This window comes from Desulforegula conservatrix Mb1Pa (assembly GCF_000426225.1).
Lineage (GTDB): Bacteria > Desulfobacterota > Desulfobacteria > Desulfobacterales > Desulforegulaceae > Desulforegula > Desulforegula conservatrix.
This window is the reverse complement of record NZ_AUEY01000003.1, coordinates 21,178-39,309: the sequence shown is the minus strand read 5'-3', so window position 1 is coordinate 39,309 and position 18,132 is coordinate 21,178. Positions and strand designations below refer to the sequence as shown.

The following is an 18,132-nucleotide window of genomic DNA, read 5'->3' as shown; positions in this document are numbered from 1 at the left end:
GTGCAGGCCCGAATACGGAAGCATCTGAAAATATAAAAATGCCGGATCAAGTCAGGTATGGCGCCGAAGCCCTTTTTTGATTTTTTTCGAGACCATCAATTTTGAATGTGGATTATATAATTAATATCAGGCGCATCAGTCTTTTTTTGACTTTTGACAAGTTAATCCGCTATAATTTTTTGATTAAACTTTTAACTTGCCAAACCTTATGCATCAAGCCCCTTTGAGAATATAGTCTCTATAAGAATATAAAACGGCGGAGGATAAAATGGATAAAATCAGAATTCTTGTTGCCGAAGATATAGAAGCAACCATTAGCCTTTATAAAAAGGCCATCACTGACCAGTATTTTGAAAAGCAATTTGCCAAGGACGGCAAGCAGGCTCTTTTGATTTACCAGGAGTGGAAACCGGATGTCCTTTTATTAGACATCAAGATGCCTGAGATTACAGGGCTTGATCTTCTTCAGATAATAAGGGAAAAACTTGGAGACAGGCAAACCGCTATAATCATGTCGACATCGGAAAGCACAATGGACGATGTGAAAAAATGCGCCGCTTTTGGGATCGAAGGCTATATACTCAAACCATTCAAGATTAAAAAGCTGGAAGAACAAATCCTTTCCGGATATGCTAAAAAACGTCCTGATATTGCAAATGTTATTCTTGAGCTAAAAAAGACCCTCGAAGAAACTCCGCATGAAGAAATAATAAACCCAGGAGCTTCGACTTAATAGCATAAAAAAGGCCGGATTTCATATTTGAATGAAATCCGGCCTTTATAATATCAGTTTACCGGGGGAAATTCTTCAAAGACAGTCTATCTGCCAGCGATTTCCACTCTACCGCCTAAAATTGCGGTTATTCTTTGCCCTGAAATCTCATGAATACTGAATTCTTTATTGTTATTAATGGCTCCTTCCTGCTGGAAGATCATATGATGGGAGCCGCCGGATGATTTCATTTCAATCGTAGGCAAGGAAACAAGGATTCCCTGAACTGCATTGGCAGAAGAATTAGAAGTATCAGATTTTGAAAATCTGTTTATTGCTGAAAGCAATGGTAGTTCATCTTCAATGCCTATTGTAAGGCTTTTTGTGTCTTCGGCAGATTTTATCGCATGGTCGCCAAGAATACCAAGGTCGCCATATGCGGCGCACAAAAGACCTTCCCGGTCAGAGCCGTCGAGTATGGCGTTGAAACTCTGCTCTGTCCTGCCATGGCTTACGGCAACAGTTGTAGATTTACCGTCGTTCGTCCCGTCATTGTCGGTATAAGTTGTTATGCCAAGATCAGCGGTGATATGCATATTGTCAATCTCTATCTGAACAGAGCCCTGAGCGCTGATTTTTCTAAGTGCTTTGTCATCCAGCTTTTTAAACGCCAATAAATTATTCGTGAAAACAAGGGTAAAAATGGCTGAATAAAGAAAAATGCCTGACTTTGTCATGAAGGCCTCTTGGATTAAGGTTTTTATAAAAAAACAATATTCACCAATCTTAATTAAAATCAACTACAATAAAAACAAATGGTTGGCAATATTCTTTTTTTACACGCCCCTTCTCCATCCGTGTATTTTTTCAAGAAAACCAAGAACAGTTCTTGGCGCACGGGCTTTTTTCCATTCTCCGGCAGCATATTTATTCGCCTCTGCCATTGTCGGATAAATATGAATTGCTCCAAGGATTTTATTAAGACCGAGTTCATATTTCATGGCAAAAACATACTCTGATATGATGTCTGACGCATGGTTGCCAACTATTGTGACTCCAAGAATTCTGTCACTCCCAGGTTTTGTAAGGATTTTAATGAATCCGCTTGCTTCGGAATCGGCGATTGCCCGGTCAAGGTCGGCAATTCCATACCTTGTCAGCTCATACTTAATTCCGTTTACCCTTGCCTCGTCTTCATTGAGCCCCACTCTTGCAACTTCAGGATCAGTGTATGTAGCCCATGGGATGACCCGATAATCAGCCTTGATTTTTTTTATCCATCCGAAAAGAGAATTAACAGATGCATACCATGCCTGGTGTGCGGCCACATGAGTGAACTGGAAAGGGCCGGCAACATCACCGGCGCATAGAATGTTCGGATAATTTGTCTGGAGAAAATTGTTCGTGCTTATTGTTCTTGCTGGAGTTATTTCCACTCCAAGCTCTTCAAGCCCGAATCCGCTTATGTTTGCGGCTCGTCCAAGTGCAAATAAAAGCTGGTCGAATTCAATATTAATTTCAACGCCATTAAAATCACATACCAGAATTTGTTTATCACCCTCAACCCTGATCTCTTTAGCCCTGTGTGACGAAAGAATTCTCACTCCGTCTGATTCTAATTTCTGCATTATAAATTCAGATACATCAGGGTCTTCTTTTGTCATGAATCTTTGCATCATCTCAATCTGGGTTACTTTTGAGCCAAGGCGGGCAAAACTCTGGGCAAGTTCGCATCCAATGGGGCCTCCCCCAAGAACGACAAGACTTTCAGGAAGTTTTTCCAAATTCCATATATTGTCAGAAGTCAAATATTCAATTTTTTCCAGGCCTGGAAGCTCAGGGACAAAAGGCCGGGCTCCGGTGGCAATAATAATGCTTCGAGTGGTCAGGACACGGCCATTTACCTCGACCGTGTATGGTGATGTGATCCTTGCCTCGCCTTTTATGCATTCAACTCCAAGGGCCGTGTAACGATCTGTGGAATCGTGGGGTTCGATCATCCTGATTATATTCTTAATTCTTTCCATTATTTCTGAAAAATCAAAATCAGCTTGAATGGACTTGAAGCCAAACTCCCTGGCCCGTTTAGCATAAGAAATAATCTTGGCGGATCTGATTAAAGCCTTGCTGGGAACGCACCCTGTATTAAGACAGTCGCCGCCCATTTTGTGCTTTTCTATGATTGCCACTTTAGCCTTAACCGTTGCTGCAATATATGAAGAAACAAGACCCGCAGCCCCGGCCCCTATAACCACAAGATTATAGTCGAATTTTTTTGGTTTGGGATATTTTGAAAGAATCTTTCCTGATTTAAAATAATCCAGACTTTTTTTTGCTATGAGAGGGAAAAGACCAAGCAGGGCGAAAGAAAAAAGCAGGGAAGGCGAAAGAATTCCCGAAGCCGACTCAAGCTGTCCTAATCTGGTGCCCGCGTTTATGAAGACAAGCGTAGCAGGAAACATACCGATCTGGCTTACAAGATAATAAACAATAGGCTTAATTGGAGTTAGCCCCATGATAAGATTCACAATAAAAAAAGGAAAAACAGGAACAAGTCGGAGTGAAAAAAGATAAAAAGCTCCGTCTTTTTTCATTCCCTCATTTATTGCCTTAAGTCTGTCGCCGAATTTTGCCTGAACGTAATTTCCCAGAAGAAATCTGGATGTGAGAAAAGCAAGGGTCGCACCGATGGTGCTTGCAAAAGAAACTGCAATAACCCCTGCCCAGAATCCGAGCAAGGCGCCTCCTGCCAGGCTCATGACCGCTGCACCAGGAAGAGAAAAGGCTGTCACAATGATATAAGCCAGCATATATATGACAACAGTAGCTATTCGGTTATCAGAATAATATGCGTCAAGGGCATGCTGCTGTTCCTTCAGATAATCAAAGGTCAGATAATGGCCGAGATCAAAAAAAACAAAAATGATCACAGCGGCAATTATTGCTGAAAGAACGATTGTTCTATGAATGGCCTTTTTCATACAAATCCTTACAAAAAATTTATAAATAAAGAGTTAGATTACCTGCAACTAAAATGAACTCGCAAAAAGTCAAAAAAAGGCGGCGGCATACCGGACTTGATCCGGCATCTTTGTATTTTCAAGCACTTCTTGATTCCGGCCTGCGCCGGAATGACGCTAAACGGGCTTTTTGCGACCTTGCCAAATTTGAGAAGACAGGAATATGATATGAACCTAATTATATTTTCTATGGCTGCCCTCGCCTGTAATCCACTGACAATTATATAATACAGCTGGTTTCGAAAAGCTATATGTCTAAGGACAGAGGCTTAAACCTATTTAACGGATGAATTAATAGTTTGGTTTTTTGCTTTTTTTTGGTAATTAAATACGAAATGCTCACAAAAGTCTGATTTACGTCAGAGGCCGAAATCCAGCAATAACTAAAAAGTATGATTTCCTGATCAGGTCAGGCATAACGCTGAGATTTTATTTGCCTTTTTGCAAGTCCATCAAATATCGTTAGCAAATTTCAGTTATGGTTCAAATATCCGGTTTTTTTTCCAACCTCCAGTACAGTTAGATTGTATTATCCACAATAATTCAGGGGTGAAACTTGAAGGAAAATATCCAGACAATATTTGTTGCAGATGATAATCCCACAAATCTCCATCTTATAGCTCATTTTCTGCATAGAGGCGGTTTTAGAATTGTTACCGCAAAAAGCGGTGATGAGACCTTGCTCATTGTGGAAAACGAGAAGCCTGACCTTATCCTGCTTGATGTTTTGATGCCTGGAGCAATGGACGGTTTTGAAACATGCGTAAGGCTTAAAAATAAACGTTCGACATCAAACATCCCAGTTATTTTCATGACTTCACTTACAGATATGGAAGACAAGGTCAGAGGTTTTCAGTGCGGAGCAGTTGACTATATCTGTAAACCCATACAGCAGGAAGAACTGCTGGCAAGAATACAGACCCATCTGATGCTGCAACGTCAGAAGAATGAACTGATAAGGCTTAACTCGGAAAAAGAAATGCTTTTCTCTGTTATTGCCCATGATCTTAAAGATCCCTTCAATGCTCTTTTCGGATATGCCGATCTGCTCATGAACTATTACGATACCTATGATGACGCACAGCGCAGGAAGTATATCGGCTATATTAAAGAGATGTCTGAAAAGCTCTATATAATGATGGAGGATCTTCTTGGTTGGGCCCGTTCCCTTTCTTCAGGAGTAGTCTGGAAATCCGAGACCATAAGACTCGCCTCTCTTGTTGAGCAGGCAACGGAAACTATGCTGGTTCATGCAAAAAACAAGGGTATAGATGTCGAGATAAATGTAAGTGATGATGCCATCATATCATGCGATTCCAATATGATATCGGTCGTACTCAGAAATCTCCTGTCAAACGCCATAAAATTTACGCCGCCAAAAGGGAAAATAATCATAACTTCGGTGATTGGGGCCGAAGGTGTTATTCTGATGGTGGAAGACAATGGAGTCGGTATTCCTGACGAGAAAATGACAGAAATTTTTTCAGACAAGGGTTGCTTTTCAACTCCTGGGACTCTTAATGAAAAAGGAGCCGGACTTGGCCTGATGCTGTCAAGGGAATTTCTGAGGCTGAATGGAGGTAGCATGAGGATTGAAAGCAAGGAAGGGTATGGCAGCAGATTCATAGTAACATTTGCGAAGTCGTAAAACAGATTGTTTAAATGGCAATGAGACTATGAAAGGCAATTTTGATGGACTCGCAAAAAGTCAGAAAAGGGTTTCAGTTTCATGCCGGATTTGATCCGGCATCTTTGTATTTTCAAATACTTCCTGATTCCGCTCCCCGATTTTCACAGGGCCAGGCCGCGCCGGAATGACTGAAATCGGACTTTTTCAGCCTCGCTTTTTTCAATTCCATCAAATTTTAGCATAATAATTCCGAAACTTTATGCACTATTAACCTTGAAGGACTTCCGCATGAACAACGAAATCAAATTTGATGCTCTTATCCCTTCGGAAATAGCAGCCAAGGCAGAACTGGCTGGGCAAAAGAAGGCCGGGATGCCTGTTTTCAGCACATTAATTCTTGCCGTTCTTGCAGGGGCTTTCATAGCAATGGGCGGGATGTTCATGACAACAGTCCTCGCAGGAACATCCAATATCGGCATAAAAGACCCAAGCGGCGCAATTGTCTATACAACGGCTCTGGCATATGGTCTTCAGCGTCTTCTTGGAGGTCTGGCCTTCTGCCTGGGTCTTATTCTTGTGGTTATTGGAGGAGCCGAACTTTTTACGGGAAACAATCTGATTGTCATGGCATGGGCCAGCGGCAAGGTCTCAACCTTCAAAATGCTTAGAAACTGGATCATAGTCTATATCGGAAATATGATTGGCAGCATTGCCACCGCGACTCTCATGTTTTTAACACTGCAGTACACTTTTCCAGGAGGTTCGGGATCAATAGGGCTTACAGCGTTAAATGTGGCCGTATCCAAAACCCAACTCGCTTTTTTTCAGGCACTTGCTCTTGGAATTCTGTGTAATGCTCTCGTGTGCATGGCTGTATGGCTTACATACAGCGGTCGTTCGGTTGCAGACAAAATATTTGCCATCATATTTCCCATTACAGCTTTTGTCGCGGCAGGATTCGAGCACAGTGTCGCCAATATGTATTTGATCCCAATGGGACTTCTGATAAAAACAGATCGGACCTTTCTCGCAAAAATAGGTAAGACAGCTTCTGACTATGACTCGCTGACCTGGTATGACTTTTTTGTCACCAACCTTGTTCCTGTGACAATAGGAAATATAATAGGCGGAGCTGTGCTTGTCGGGGTAATATACTGGGTGGCCTACCTGCGGCCTGAAAAAAAATGAACATTGTCTTGTAATAAGGATCATTATGAAAAACGAAGAAAAAGCCCTTGAAATTTTCAAACAGGGGTTTTCATGTTCCCAGGCTGTCCTTGGGGTATATTGCGAGGAATTAGGTTTGGATACGGAAACAGCGTTAAAGCTTACAGACGGATTTGGAGGAGGCATGGGCAGGATGGGACTAACCTGCGGAGCAGTGACCGGCGCATTCATGGCAATAAGTCTCAAACATGGAAGAATAAAGGCGAATGATCTTGATTCAAAGAACAAAACAAACAACCTGATAAATGAATTTGTCAAAAAATTTGAGGCAATCCACGGCCATATTGGGTGCAGAGAACTTCTTGGCTGCTCAATTGGCACAAAGGAAGGCTATGAGTATGCAAAAAAGAACAATCTGTTCGAAAAGCGTTGCAACCAGTATGTAAAGGATGCAACAAAAATTCTGGGTGATATTCTTTGACAAAGCTGCAAAAAACCCGATTCCCGTCATTCCGAAGGGGCCTGCCCCGGTGAAAACCGGGAGCCGGAATCCAGAAGTATCTGGAAATATGAAGATTCCTGATCAAGCCCGGCATGACGCCAATGCCCTTTTTCGACTTTTTGCGAGTCCAATTTCTATAGATTTCCTATGGTCATTATGCTTGGTGTGAAAATAAGTCTTTTACCCGTATATGTTTTTCCTGAGATAAGATTTGTCAGGAAAGGAGCCCGTCATGGTTTCTCTGATCAAAAAAATCCTATATATTCTTGCTGGCATGCTGATTGTTCTTCACCTTATTACTGTTTCAGGGTTGCTCTACTCGATAAACAGAATTCTTGTCAAAACTGACAGAATTTACGAATATTTCAATCCAGCCAATCTTGCCATAGCCAGACTTGAAGCGATGCATGAGATAAGACTGAGCAGGCTTCTTGCGATGATTGCATTGAAGAATGAAAGCAGCGTCAATAAAGACATGGAAACAATGCAATCCTCCGCAAAAAAAGTTGCTGCATTGTTAGAAGAGTTGCAGGGACTTGATCACATGCCGCGTGAAAAAAGTCTTATAGATAAATATATCAAAATGCGTGGGGATATAGTTTCTCTAAGGGATGAAAAAATAGTTCCTATTTTTCTTGAAGGCCGTAATTCAGAGGCGTTGGAAATACTAAAACGCGATTTCATGCCTATTTTTGAGGTAAGAAGAAACCTCGCGCTTGATATCCAGGATCATCTTGCGGAAAAAAACGAGGAAATTCATCGGGAAATCGGCCACATGCTCAGAAATACTGGCGTCACTGCCGTGGTTGTTCTCGTAATGACAATACTTGGAGCAGCCGTTATCTGCTATATTTTCACAAAAATGGTTGTAATGCAAAAGCAGAAGGAAAAACAGGAAGACCAGATGCAGGCAATGCAGGCCACCATGAACAGGGTGCAGGATGTCGTGCTTAATGCCTTGAATCAGATGCAGTTTTTCTCTGCCCGGGTGTCTGACGAGAATAATGAGCTTTCAAAAGAAGATATGGAGATGTTTCAATCCATCATTGATGATACGGCAAAGCAGATAAGAAAAATTGGAGATCTTGAAAAATTTGAAACAGATGAAATAACAAAAGGCATGACAACTTTAAAAACAGATCTGTGATCAAGTTTGATGGTCTTGCAAAAAGTCAAAAAGGGCTTCTGCGTCATGCCGGACTTGATCAGGTATCCAGTATTTTCAGATACTTCTGGATTCCGGCCTGCGCCGGAAAGACGAAAATCGGACTTTTTGCGACCTTGTCAAGTTTAAGCTTTTTTCAAAAAGCTGAAAATGGGTCAATGACGAAATACCGGACTGAGTTGTCATGAGGCTTACACTTAATATGAATCAAAAAGCAGCAACCATCTTTTTTTAAGGTAAAATATAAAGATTGTATATTTGCTGGTATTTCCCTGATTCTTTTATCCGATCCAAGGCATCCTGCCACTGGAGGATAACATCATCGGAAATATTTTTGGAAAAAACAAGATATCCTCCTGTTTCTAAGACTAATACAGGAGTCTTCTGAATTTTATCCCGGGGAATACCTACTTTTTTTAACGTTGATTCGAAAGCTTCACCGGCTGTTGCAGGTACTAAATTGACTCTGCCTGCATTTAACATACGATAAGTTTGCAAGTACTCGGTAACAGGATAAGTATTTGTAAAACCATTATTTAATAAAATTTTTTCATGTACGCCTCCGCGGACAACTCCTATTTTTTTTACTTTTTTTGCATCTTCTAAATTTGTTATACCTGTTGGCGCATTTTTCATTTCATAGAAGTAATCTGCTTCTACCAAAATCGGTCCAACCCATTTTACAGAGTCTTCTCTTTCAGGTATTCGGCTAACATTGAAGAATGCTATGTTATCTCGCTCTTGAACACATTTCATTCCCCTGATTAGAGGAACTTGCTCAATTTTTTTTGTAACTTCCATAAGAGTCATCATTTCACGAATTAATTCTACATAAAACGCTCTCTTACCTGCGTGTTCAATTCCTCGCAGCTCACCTTTCTCATCAATTTTTGTTTGCATTTCGCAACTATGAGTTAAAAAAATGAGGTCAGTTGCAAGCGCAGCATGCGGAATCAGTAACCATATGATAATAACAATCTTTTTCATTTTATCACGCCTGTAGTCCTGATAAACGCCTATGTTTTCAAAATCCGCAAACATTAAGATAGGTGCGGGCACCTTTTCTTTATTTTACTTTAAAAGACAGCACTATTCGGCGTCAGCTTTGGCGACTTACTCTGCCTCTCTTTTTTTGGTAAACTGCAAGAATGCTTTGGTTATTAAACAGTATACGAGCAAAGGCAAATCATTGTCTTTTTATAATTCAAATAAACCAGCTGACTATTTTGCAATTGCTAAAAAAGCTATGTCGAATCTATACCTTGAATCTGTCCACCAGCTCCCTCAACTTATGGGCAAGGTCCGAAAGGTCGTCAGCATTCACATTGACCCTCTTGCTGCTGTCAGTAATTTTGCCGGCCGTGATATTGACATTTGCAATCTCCTTGGAAATTTCGGCTGAAACATAAGAACTCTGGGCAACATTCTGGTTAACCTCTCCAAGTCCGATGGAAGCCTGGGCGACATTGGTGGCTATTTCCTTTGTTGTTGCTGACTGTTCCTCAATGGAAGATGCAATGGTTGATACGATGTTCTCTATCTCTCTTATTACTTTTGAAATCTGGTCTATGGAAGAAACCGTATCAGATGTTGACTGCTGAATACCTGAAATCTTGTTTTTTATGTCCAGAGTGGCTTCTGAAGTCTGCTTTGCAAGTTCCTTGATCTCGTTTGCGACAACGGCAAAGCCTTTGCCGTGCTCACCTGCCCTTGCGGCTTCTATGGTGGCGTTAAGGGCAAGAAGATTGGTCTGGTCAGAAATATCAGTAATTGTTTCAGTAACCTTGTCAATTTCCTTTGCCGCCTCGCCCAGTTCCTTAACTCTTTTTGTGGCGCCTTCAACCTGGATAACCGCCTTGTCACTTATGCCCCTAGCCCTTTCAGAATTTGTGGCAATCTCGTTGATGGTAAGACTCATCTGCTCAGCAGAAGACGCGACAATGGACACATTGGAGGATGCTTCCTCCATGGCCGAAGCAACGGAATTCATATTTGCGGTCATTTCTTCAGAAGCAGCTGCCACGCTGTTTGAATTCTGGGAAAGGCCGTGAGCACCCTTGGTCATGTCTCCTGAAAGTTTGCTCAGCTCGTCTGATGAAGAAGTCAGGGTTACGGATGTGCTTGCAATATCTTTTATTAGATCCTGCAATTTTTCCACAAAAAGATTGAACCAGGAGGCAAGCTCGCCTATTTCATCCATATCCTTGATTCTGAGCCTTCTGGTAAGATCCCCCTCGCCCTGGGCCATATCCTTTAGGCCGTCAACAACTCTTTTGATTGGAATTATGGCTATGAATTTAAGACAGTAAACAATACTGAAAACAAGAATGGCCACAACAAACAAAACACCTATTACCTGTACGGCAAAGGCCTTTCTGATCCTGGAATCAGTTTCCTTTCTGAATTCATCAATCTTTGCCTGGGATTTTTCCTTGCCCTGGGCAATGCTTGCCTTCAGCAAATCGTCCGTATAATAAATCTGTAGATTTCCTATGGGCTTACCTTCCTGTGTTGCTTTTGCCTTAAAAGATTTATTTTCATCGAGCTTTAAATCATCAGGAAGCTTGTCGCCGGTTTCGGCATTTGCGCCTTTATTCCATACAGCCGCAAATGCCTGATTATCGTTATCCGTAACGTTTATGGCCAGAATTCCCGGAAGCTTCATATATGGTTTGAATGCTTCCTTCATATTGAGAGCATCGACATTGTACAGATACTGGGCAGCCACGCCAGCCGCAATATCGGCATTGGTCTGGAATGCTTTTTTCAGATCTGCGTCCTGAACAGCGCCCTGCTCGTCAATTGCCGTGTTAACATTGCTTATGTACGTGTTGATTACAGATCCGATCAGTTTTGATTGGAAACTGATCAATGCAAAGGAAGACAGCCCGAGCAATACCAGCACTATTACCCCGCTGATCAGGGATGTCTTGACCGCAATTCCATATTTGCTGCGCTGTATAACTGTTTTATCCATATCAACCTCACTACATAAGCGTTCAATAGATCAGGGACAGCTTCCATAGCTTTAGCAGGAAGCTGTCCCGTTTGTTTATAATCAACGGCTATTCGGCCCGGCCTTCTTTCCATGCCTTCAGGAGTTGTTCATAAGGAACAGTTTCTCCCTTTGGTTTTTCATTTTCAAGCTTTGCCTTTGGAGCAGCTCCTGGAGCCTTCCCAAGCCACTCTGATTCAGGCTTCACAGGATTCAGCTTTGGAGCGCAGTTAACCATTCCTTCCTTTTCAAGCTGTCCAAGACGCTCGTCAAATTTTGCGGCGAGTGAATCAAGGGCTTCCTTTGGAGTCTTTTTCTTTGCGAATGTGGCATGTCCCAGTTCCTGCCACCAGAAAGGAGCCATGCCTGGATAATCAGGTACGTTTGTTCCAGTCGGTGTCCAGGCTACCTTGGCCGGGCTGCGGTAGAACTCGATGAGACCGCCGTATTTTGGAATTTCCTTGTCAAGAATCGGAGACATAATGTCTGAGTTTCTTATTGGGGTAAGACCGGTGAGAAATTTTTTCATGGAAACAGTCTTGCTTACGCAGAACTGGGCATAAAGCCACGCTGCTTTCTGCTTTTCAAGAGGAGTATTCTTAAAGATTGTCCATGAACCACAATCCTGGTAACCAAGCTTCATGCCTTTTTCCCAATACGCACCATGCGGAGAAGGGGCCATTCTCCATTTTGGAGTGCCGTCTGCGTTAACAACTGGAAGGCCTGGTTTGATCATATCTGCGGTAAAGGCGGTGTACCAGAAAATCTGCTGGGCGATGTTTCCTTTTGCAGGCTCTGCGCCTGCCGTTGAAAAGGTCATGTTTCTTGCTTCAGCCGGAGCATAGTTATAAAGCCAGTCAATGAATTTTGTGAGGGCATAAACAGCTGAAGGGCCGTTCATCTCTCCGCCTCTTGAAACTGACGCACCAACAGGTTTGCAGTCTTCAACACGGATACCCCACTCATCAACAGGAAGTCCGTTTGGAGTTCCTTTGTCACCAAGACCTGCCATTGAAAACCATGCATCTGAGAAACGCCAGCCTAGGGAAGGATGACGCTGACCATAATCCATGTGGCCATAGACTTTCTTGCCGTCTATTTCTTTCACAACATTTGTGAAGAAATCAGCAATATCTTCGTATGCCGACCAGTTCACAGGGACGCCGAGTTCATAACCATATTTTTCTTTAAACTGCTTCTTGAAATCTTCCCGGGTGAACCAGTCATAGCGGAACCAGTAAAGATTCGCAAACTGCTGGTCAGGAAGCTGATAAAGTTTGCCGTCCGGAGCCGTACAGAAGCTTTTACCCATGAAGTCGTCCACATCAAGGGTTGGGAGGGTAACATCCTTCCCGTCTCCTGTCATGAAGTCAGAAAGAGGAAGAACCTTGCCGTATCTGTAATGAGTTCCGATCAGGTCACTATCATTGATGTAGCCATCATAAAGACTGGCACCCTTCATCTGGTTCTGAACCTTACTTACGACAAGACCTTCTTCGGTCAGTTCATGCTCAACCTTCATGCCTGTAATTTCGGTAAAAGCTTTGGCAAGTACTTTTGATTCATATTCATGGGTTGTAAGAGTCTCTGAAACAACTTTGACGGATGTGTCTTTTGGAAGGGATTTGACAGCGTTGATAAACCACTCCATTTCCTTAAGCTGCTGTTCTTTGCTGAGCGTGCTTGGAGAAAATTCGCTGTCAATCCATTTTTTTGCCGCTTCCATGTCTGCAATTGCAGGGGAGGCAGCCATAAAAAAACCTAACAAAATAGACAAAATCAAATTCTTCTTGCTCATACATCCTCCTTTAGCTTGTGGCGGGAAAGAGAGAGATCATGCTTCACCTGAAAACAAAGCGTTTATAAAGATAAGGGGTCTTACAAAAAGTCATAAAAGGGCTTCAGCTTCATGCCTGACTTGATCCGGCATCTTTGTATTTTCAGACACTTCCGAATTCAGAGCTGTGCCGGAATGAAGGAAACCTAACTTTTTGCTATCTTGTCAAAAATAAAAGCCGTTATTAATTCCCGTCACATTAAACTTACTGATTAAATATGCTCGGGGATATAATCTTGGATCAGAACAAAGAAAATGGAAAAAGCGGAATAAGGGTGTTGTTGAATTTGATTGGATTATGCACTCAAACTGACTTCAAGTCAATAACTACGATTCGATTTTACTCCATATTTATGCTCTGCTTGTGTTGAAAAATTTTCTGTGCGATAAAGCGTATATAGACATAACAATTCTTGGTTTTGCAATTGGCTCTAAAGACTTAACAAGGAGAATGGCTATGCAAAACATTCATAATTCCCATGAACCTCCTGATTTTTCGCTCGTTCTGGGTGGACCAGTGTTCCAGTTTCTGGTTCGTTCAAGACTCGCAACTCCTGCTCTTGAGCTGATGAACAGGAGGATTATCTCCGTAATCATGATCACCTGGCTGCCTCTCCTTATTCTTTCTATATTCAGCGCCAGGGCCTGGGGCGGTATCGGACTTCCTTTTTTTTATGACATCGAAACCCATGCCCGTTTTCTTGTGTCTCTGCCCTTGCTCATTGTCGCCGAATTGCTGGTTCATAAAAGAATGCGCATGATTGTCGGGCAGTTCATAGACCGCGAGATCATCACCGAAGAGGTTATGCCAAAGTTCAGGGATATTATTGCCTCGGCAATGAAACTGAGAAATTCTGTGCTCATTGAATTGATAATGTTCGTTCTGGTTTTTGTCGCAGGACATTATATTTGGGCCACGTTCAGTGGTATAACAAGAATCGGAGATGATGCAGGAAGCTGGTATTCCACAAGGGTTAACGGGATCACCCAATTTTCACCGGCAGGCTACTGGTATATTTTCATCAGCAGGCCCATGTTTCAGTTCATTCTCCTCCGCTGGTATTTCAGGGTTTTTATATGGGCTCGTTTTCTCTGGCAAAGCTCGCGGCTCGATCTCGACCTTATACCTACCCACCCTGACCGTGCCGCAGGAATAGGTTTTCTTGGCGGTAGCAGCTCAATGTTTGCGCCTCTTCTTATGGCCCACGGAGCTGGAGTGGCAGGGCTTATTGCAAATCCAATTTTTTTTGCCGGAGCGAAGCTTCCGGACTTTCAGCTGGAAATTCTTGGCGTGGTGCTTTTTCTTCTCATGCTGGTGCTGGGGCCCCTGACTTTTTTCGCGCCTGCCCTGATGAGTGCCAAACGAACCGGCATGCGCGAATACGGAATACTTGCCAGCAAATATGTCAGCGATTTTGACTCGAAATGGGTGCGCGGAGGCGCAAGCGATGATGAAGCCCTCGTCGGAAGCGGAGATATTCAGTCTCTTGCAGACCTTGGGAACAGCTTCCAGGTGATCCGTGAAATAAAGCCTTTTCCTTTCAGCAGGGAGACGGTCGTTCACCTTGTTTTTTTTACCCTACTGCCTGGAATGCCTCTGATACTTACGATGATCCCGCTGGAGGAGTTGATAACTAAACTTCTGGGCAGCGTTTTTTGATGATTTTTCAAGGAGTCTGAACTGAGCTCAAAAGGAATTTGATGAACAAAAAAGCGACAATGATAGTTGCGTCAACAATATGCGGAAGAATAAGTCCTGTCGGCTTTGCAAGCATAAAAGACAGACGTTTGCTTGAATCCATTCGCGATCAGACAGATGCGAGCATAATGGGCGCGGGTACACTCCGGGATGCTGATCCTGAAATGAGATGCACAGGTGGCAGGCTTCCGGAAAACAGGATAAGGGCATTTGTTTCAGCTTCGGGAAATATCCCCAATGAAAACAGAAAGATTTTCATAAACGGCCCAAAGCCTGTAATTTTTGTTCCGTTTGAGCTGTCAGCTGAACTTGAAAAAGTTTTTGAGGACAAAGCTGTAATAAAAGGCGTTTCCAGATCAATATCTGAATCAGGTCAAAAATCAGGCATTTCCATTTCCGAAGTTTTCGGGTTGCTCTCCGGGATGGGAGCTGAAAAAATTCTTGTGGAGGGAGGCGGCAGCTTCAATTATTCCTGCCTCAAAGAAGGCCTGATAGATGAAGTACTTCTTACAATCGCACCTTTCATATCAGGAGACAAATGGGCTTCCACTGTGGCAGACTCTAAAGAAAAAATTTCATCCCTTGTCAAGCTTGAGCTGGTCGAGTGTTCGCATTCAGGGGAAACCGGCGAAATCTTTACAAAATACAGGGTTATAAAATGATAAACATAAAAGACTCGGCAATACTTTTTTCAGGCGGCACTGATTCTCTGGCTTTATACGCTATGAGCTTCACAGGCAGCCACACTTCAGTGCCTAAGCCCGAAAGAATTCATCTTCTTAATATGCTGAACGGAATGTCCAGATTTCCGCATTTCACAAAAAACAGATTCGATACGGCAAAGATAATTCTTGAATCCCATTCTCCCAAGGAAAAGCTTCCTGAGAGCCTTTTGATAGAGCTTGATTCCGGCAGACTTTTTCAGGGATTATGGCTGGACAGATACGAAGAATTCATGCCCAGGTATAACGGCAAAAACCTTGTCTGCGTGGCATGCAAGGCCGCGATGCACACAAGGGCGATAATCTACTGTCTGGAAAATGACGTTAAACTTCTGATGGCAGGATATACGAAAAAACAGTCCTATTATCCTGAACAGACCCCGACATTCATGGATGCAATGAATGCTTTTTCTGAAAAATTCGGAATCAGAACCACCTACCCTGTTTTTGAAGACTTTTCAGAAGAAACCGTTTCAAAGCATTATCTTGAAGACCAGGGACTTCCATCAACCGGAGGAGGCGAAAGAAAATGCCTTTTTTCCCAGACTTACACAACTGCCACGGAAAATGAAACAGGGCGTTATCTGTCTGACATGCTTCCTGTGCTTGAAGAATATATTAAATATAAAATTGCAGGAGAACCCAAAGCCGCAGCCGAATGTTTCAGACCTGGTCGGATAAAGGAAATGCTCATAGCGTAGGGTGTGTGGCGTCCTCCCACGCACCATTTTTTCAGCAGACATACAAGGCCGCAACAAATCCCGGAAAATATTTTGAATAAAGACATAAGCTGCATAATACCCACAAAGGACAGGGAGCATCTGGTTGAAAAGGCCATAAGAAGCGTAATCAGCCAGAATACCAGTCTGTCCATAGAAATAATCATGGTCGATGACGGATCTTCGGATTCGACCATTGAAAGAATTTCCAGGCTTTTCCCCAATATAATCATTGTAAAAACAGCAAACACAGGGCCTGGCAAGGCAAGAAATCTCGGAGTAGATGCATCTTCTTCTGAGATTCTCATGTTTCTGGATTCAGATGACGAATGGCTGCCTGATCATGCTGAATCTCTTTATAAAATAATAAAAAGCGGCCATGAATTTGCCTATGGCATCACCCTCAACCACAATGAAGTCTCTGGCGGTGAATTTCTTATTCCCGAAAACGGAAAGGGTTACAGAGGTGACTGTTTCAGGAATATGGCGAGATGGTGCTTTACGGTTCCTTCATCTGCGGCTGTAACAAAAAAGGCATTTGACTCTGCAGGCGGATTTCCTGAATTGAACAGAGGCGAAGACTGGGCTTTTTTTCTAAAACTGAGCTCAGAATTCAGTTTCGGTTTTTGTGAAAAAGTCATATCAAGAAGAATGCTCCATGAGGGCAGCCTTTGCAGCGCTGATAGCCTTGCGCCAAAAATAGAAAATCTTCTCATAAATATCAAAAAAGTTGTCGAAGCATCAGGAAGAGCAGACGCGACTCTTATTCACTTTTTTGATCAGGCTATGAATATAACCAGAAAAGAGGGCACATCATGGAAAACTTTTCAGGATTTTTTTACCGCGACAAAGAATCTGGAGCCTCGTCTCTGAAATATATACCCGAATCAGAACATAAAAGAATATTAAACACCAGCGAAGACATTCCTGAGCAGGCCCCATCATTCCCATTGTTTCTCGATGAAGTTGGAATAAGCAACAAAACCTTGTGGATAAGCCTTCCCGAAGGACTTATTCCTTTTGAGGCAACCATAACTGTCAGCCTTCCCCCTGATTCAAGGGGCATTCACATGTCCAGAATGGAAGGAGCAATTTCAGAACTTCATGGTGTTTTATTTGAAAGTCCCACAGTCTATGCCGAAGAACTTGCGAGAAAAATTGGTGAAAAGCAGACGGGCGACAAAGTCAGCGTAAATCTGTCCGGCAAGATTCCTCTGATTCAGACAACGACTGCAAGCAGAAACAAATCAATAGATTCCGTGATGATTGACATATCAGTTTCAGGACTGAAAAAAGACGAAAATCTGAAGCTCGAGACTGTTCTGTCAGCAGGTATGGATCACATAACAGCCTGTCCTTGTACCCAGGAATATAACCGTGCGCTTTTCAACACAGAAAGCTCTAAATGCCTTCCGACCCATTCCCAGAGATCAAGCACCAGGCTTGCTGTCAGGGTTTCAAACGGCTATCCTGAGTGGAAGGATCTTGTTACATGTATTAAATCCGCCCTTCACACCACAAATGACCTTCTGAAAAGAAACGACGAGGCTGAAATTGTCCTGAAATCCCATTCAGCCCCTCAGTTTGCCGAAGACGCTGCAAGGGAAACAGCAAGAGCAGCCGGGAGAATCATGGGAGGAAAGCTTTCTTCTGATACCCCTGTAAAAATAGAATCCCTCAGCCTTGAAAGCATTCACACACACAATGTCTGGTGTAAGGTATCAACAACAATGGGCAGGATTACGGAGATAGAAAACAGCCTGAAAAAATCCGATTCGTAGGGTGCTCAAGCTCTAAGGCTTGCGCACCAGATTCGTGTGCCTCCGGCGAGGCAATATTACCAAATCAACCAAAGTCAGACGAAGCGTATTTGTTCGGCTGTTTTGAAATTGATAGGGCGAGTGCCTCGAGCGGGTCGCTTTTTTGTAAAAAAGCTCGGCAAAAAACTTTTTGTTTTTTCAAAT

The 18,132-nt window shown here is 42.8% G+C and carries 15 protein-coding genes; 10 read left to right on the top strand and 5 right to left on the bottom strand.

The annotated features are described in order from the left end of the window. Positions 1-268 precede the first annotated feature (268 nt). Positions 269-733 (top strand): response regulator, encoded by a 465-nt coding sequence (locus K245_RS26205; protein ID WP_051283789.1) that lies wholly within the window; start codon positions 269-271, stop codon positions 731-733. Positions 734-819: 86 nt separating this feature from the next. Here K245_RS26205 and K245_RS0102090 read toward each other — a convergent pair whose 3' ends face one another. Together K245_RS0102090 and K245_RS0102085 are read right to left on the bottom strand one after the other, a co-directional pair. Beyond that, the gene (locus K245_RS0102090; RefSeq protein WP_027357975.1) at positions 820-1,449 is read right to left on the bottom strand and encodes a hypothetical protein; all 630 of its coding nucleotides are present in this window, start codon (positions 1,447-1,449) and stop codon (positions 820-822) included. 99 nt (positions 1,450-1,548) lie between these two features. Next, positions 1,549-3,693 carry an FAD-dependent oxidoreductase gene (locus K245_RS0102085; protein WP_027357974.1) on the bottom strand — a complete coding sequence of 715 codons (2,145 nt, stop codon included), beginning with the start codon at positions 3,691-3,693 and terminating at the stop codon, positions 1,549-1,551. A 595-nt stretch (positions 3,694-4,288) separates the two neighbouring features. On the opposite strand from K245_RS0102085, the gene K245_RS22675 reads away from it, so the two are divergent. The 4 genes from K245_RS22675 to K245_RS0102050 all read left to right on the top strand — a co-directional run bounded on the left by K245_RS22675 (position 4,289) and on the right by K245_RS0102050 (position 8,178). Further along, positions 4,289-5,380: a hybrid sensor histidine kinase/response regulator gene (locus tag K245_RS22675; protein ID WP_051283788.1), complete on the top strand. Its 1,092-nt coding sequence runs from the start codon at positions 4,289-4,291 to the stop codon at positions 5,378-5,380. Positions 5,381-5,650: 270 nt separating this feature from the next. Continuing rightward, positions 5,651-6,550, top strand: a complete 900-nt coding sequence (locus tag K245_RS0102065) for a formate/nitrite transporter family protein (RefSeq protein WP_027357973.1) — start codon at positions 5,651-5,653, stop codon at positions 6,548-6,550. Between the two features lie 25 nt (positions 6,551-6,575). Next, positions 6,576-7,010: a C-GCAxxG-C-C family protein gene (locus K245_RS0102060; RefSeq protein WP_027357972.1), complete on the top strand. Its 435-nt coding sequence runs from the start codon at positions 6,576-6,578 to the stop codon at positions 7,008-7,010. Between the two features lie 253 nt (positions 7,011-7,263). After that, on the top strand, positions 7,264-8,178 hold the full coding sequence (locus K245_RS0102050; RefSeq protein ID WP_027357971.1) for an MCP four helix bundle domain-containing protein: 915 nt from the start codon (positions 7,264-7,266) through the stop codon (positions 8,176-8,178). Positions 8,179-8,427: 249 nt separating this feature from the next. Here the strand turns inward: K245_RS0102050 and K245_RS0102040 are convergent, their stop codons facing one another. From K245_RS0102040 to K245_RS0102030, 3 genes are all read right to left on the bottom strand, one after another. Next, on the bottom strand, positions 8,428-9,183 hold the full coding sequence (locus K245_RS0102040; RefSeq protein WP_198013806.1) for a substrate-binding periplasmic protein: 756 nt from the start codon (positions 9,181-9,183) through the stop codon (positions 8,428-8,430). Positions 9,184-9,451: 268 nt separating this feature from the next. Next, a complete protein-coding gene (locus tag K245_RS22670) occupies positions 9,452-11,173 on the bottom strand; it encodes a methyl-accepting chemotaxis protein (protein WP_051283787.1) in 1,722 nt (573 codons plus the stop codon). Positions 11,174-11,261: 88 nt separating this feature from the next. Beyond that, on the bottom strand, positions 11,262-12,989 hold the full coding sequence (locus tag K245_RS0102030) for an ABC transporter substrate-binding protein (protein ID WP_027357968.1): 1,728 nt from the start codon (positions 12,987-12,989) through the stop codon (positions 11,262-11,264). Positions 12,990-13,485: 496 nt separating this feature from the next. On the opposite strand from K245_RS0102030, the gene K245_RS0102025 reads away from it, so the two are divergent. The 5 genes from K245_RS0102025 (at position 13,486) to K245_RS0102005 (ending at position 17,949) form a co-directional block, all read left to right on the top strand. Next, the gene (locus K245_RS0102025; RefSeq protein ID WP_198013805.1) at positions 13,486-14,688 is read left to right on the top strand and encodes a hypothetical protein; all 1,203 of its coding nucleotides are present in this window, start codon (positions 13,486-13,488) and stop codon (positions 14,686-14,688) included. A 41-nt stretch (positions 14,689-14,729) separates the two neighbouring features. After that, positions 14,730-15,389 carry a RibD family protein gene (locus K245_RS0102020; RefSeq protein WP_027357966.1) on the top strand — a complete coding sequence of 220 codons (660 nt, stop codon included), beginning with the start codon at positions 14,730-14,732 and terminating at the stop codon, positions 15,387-15,389. Next, positions 15,386-16,150, top strand: a complete 765-nt coding sequence (locus K245_RS0102015; protein WP_027357965.1) for a hypothetical protein — start codon at positions 15,386-15,388, stop codon at positions 16,148-16,150. The genes K245_RS0102020 and K245_RS0102015 overlap by 4 nt, the downstream gene beginning before the upstream one ends. Positions 16,151-16,222: 72 nt before the next feature. Then, positions 16,223-17,041 (top strand): glycosyltransferase family 2 protein, encoded by an 819-nt coding sequence (locus K245_RS26200; RefSeq protein ID WP_027357964.1) that lies wholly within the window; start codon positions 16,223-16,225, stop codon positions 17,039-17,041. Further along, positions 16,984-17,949, top strand: a complete 966-nt coding sequence (locus K245_RS0102005) for a GTP cyclohydrolase, FolE2/MptA family (RefSeq protein ID WP_027357963.1) — start codon at positions 16,984-16,986, stop codon at positions 17,947-17,949. Before K245_RS26200 ends, K245_RS0102005 begins: the two co-directional genes overlap by 58 nt. The last annotated feature ends 183 nt before the right edge of the window (positions 17,950-18,132 follow it).

Bases quoted from the DNA above. Each gene is read 5' to 3' on its own strand.
- K245_RS26205 (WP_051283789.1), top strand. From the start codon at position 269: ATGGATAAAATCAGAATTCTTGTTGCCGAAGATATAGAAGCAACCATT.
- K245_RS0102090 (WP_027357975.1), bottom strand. From the start codon at position 1,449: ATGACAAAGTCAGGCATTTTTCTTTATTCAGCCATTTTTACCCTTGTT.
- K245_RS0102085 (WP_027357974.1), bottom strand. From the start codon at position 3,693: ATGAAAAAGGCCATTCATAGAACAATCGTTCTTTCAGCAATAATTGCC.
- K245_RS0102065 (WP_027357973.1), top strand. From the start codon at position 5,651: ATGAACAACGAAATCAAATTTGATGCTCTTATCCCTTCGGAAATAGCA.
- K245_RS0102060 (WP_027357972.1), top strand. From the start codon at position 6,576: ATGAAAAACGAAGAAAAAGCCCTTGAAATTTTCAAACAGGGGTTTTCA.
- K245_RS0102050 (WP_027357971.1), top strand. From the start codon at position 7,264: ATGGTTTCTCTGATCAAAAAAATCCTATATATTCTTGCTGGCATGCTG.
- K245_RS0102040 (WP_198013806.1), bottom strand. From the start codon at position 9,183: ATGAAAAAGATTGTTATTATCATATGGTTACTGATTCCGCATGCTGCG.
- K245_RS22670 (WP_051283787.1), bottom strand. From the start codon at position 11,173: ATGGATAAAACAGTTATACAGCGCAGCAAATATGGAATTGCGGTCAAG.
- K245_RS0102030 (WP_027357968.1), bottom strand. From the start codon at position 12,989: ATGAGCAAGAAGAATTTGATTTTGTCTATTTTGTTAGGTTTTTTTATG.
- K245_RS0102025 (WP_198013805.1), top strand. From the start codon at position 13,486: ATGCAAAACATTCATAATTCCCATGAACCTCCTGATTTTTCGCTCGTT.
- K245_RS0102020 (WP_027357966.1), top strand. From the start codon at position 14,730: ATGAACAAAAAAGCGACAATGATAGTTGCGTCAACAATATGCGGAAGA.
- K245_RS0102015 (WP_027357965.1), top strand. From the start codon at position 15,386: ATGATAAACATAAAAGACTCGGCAATACTTTTTTCAGGCGGCACTGAT.
- K245_RS0102005 (WP_027357963.1), top strand. From the start codon at position 16,984: ATGGAAAACTTTTCAGGATTTTTTTACCGCGACAAAGAATCTGGAGCC.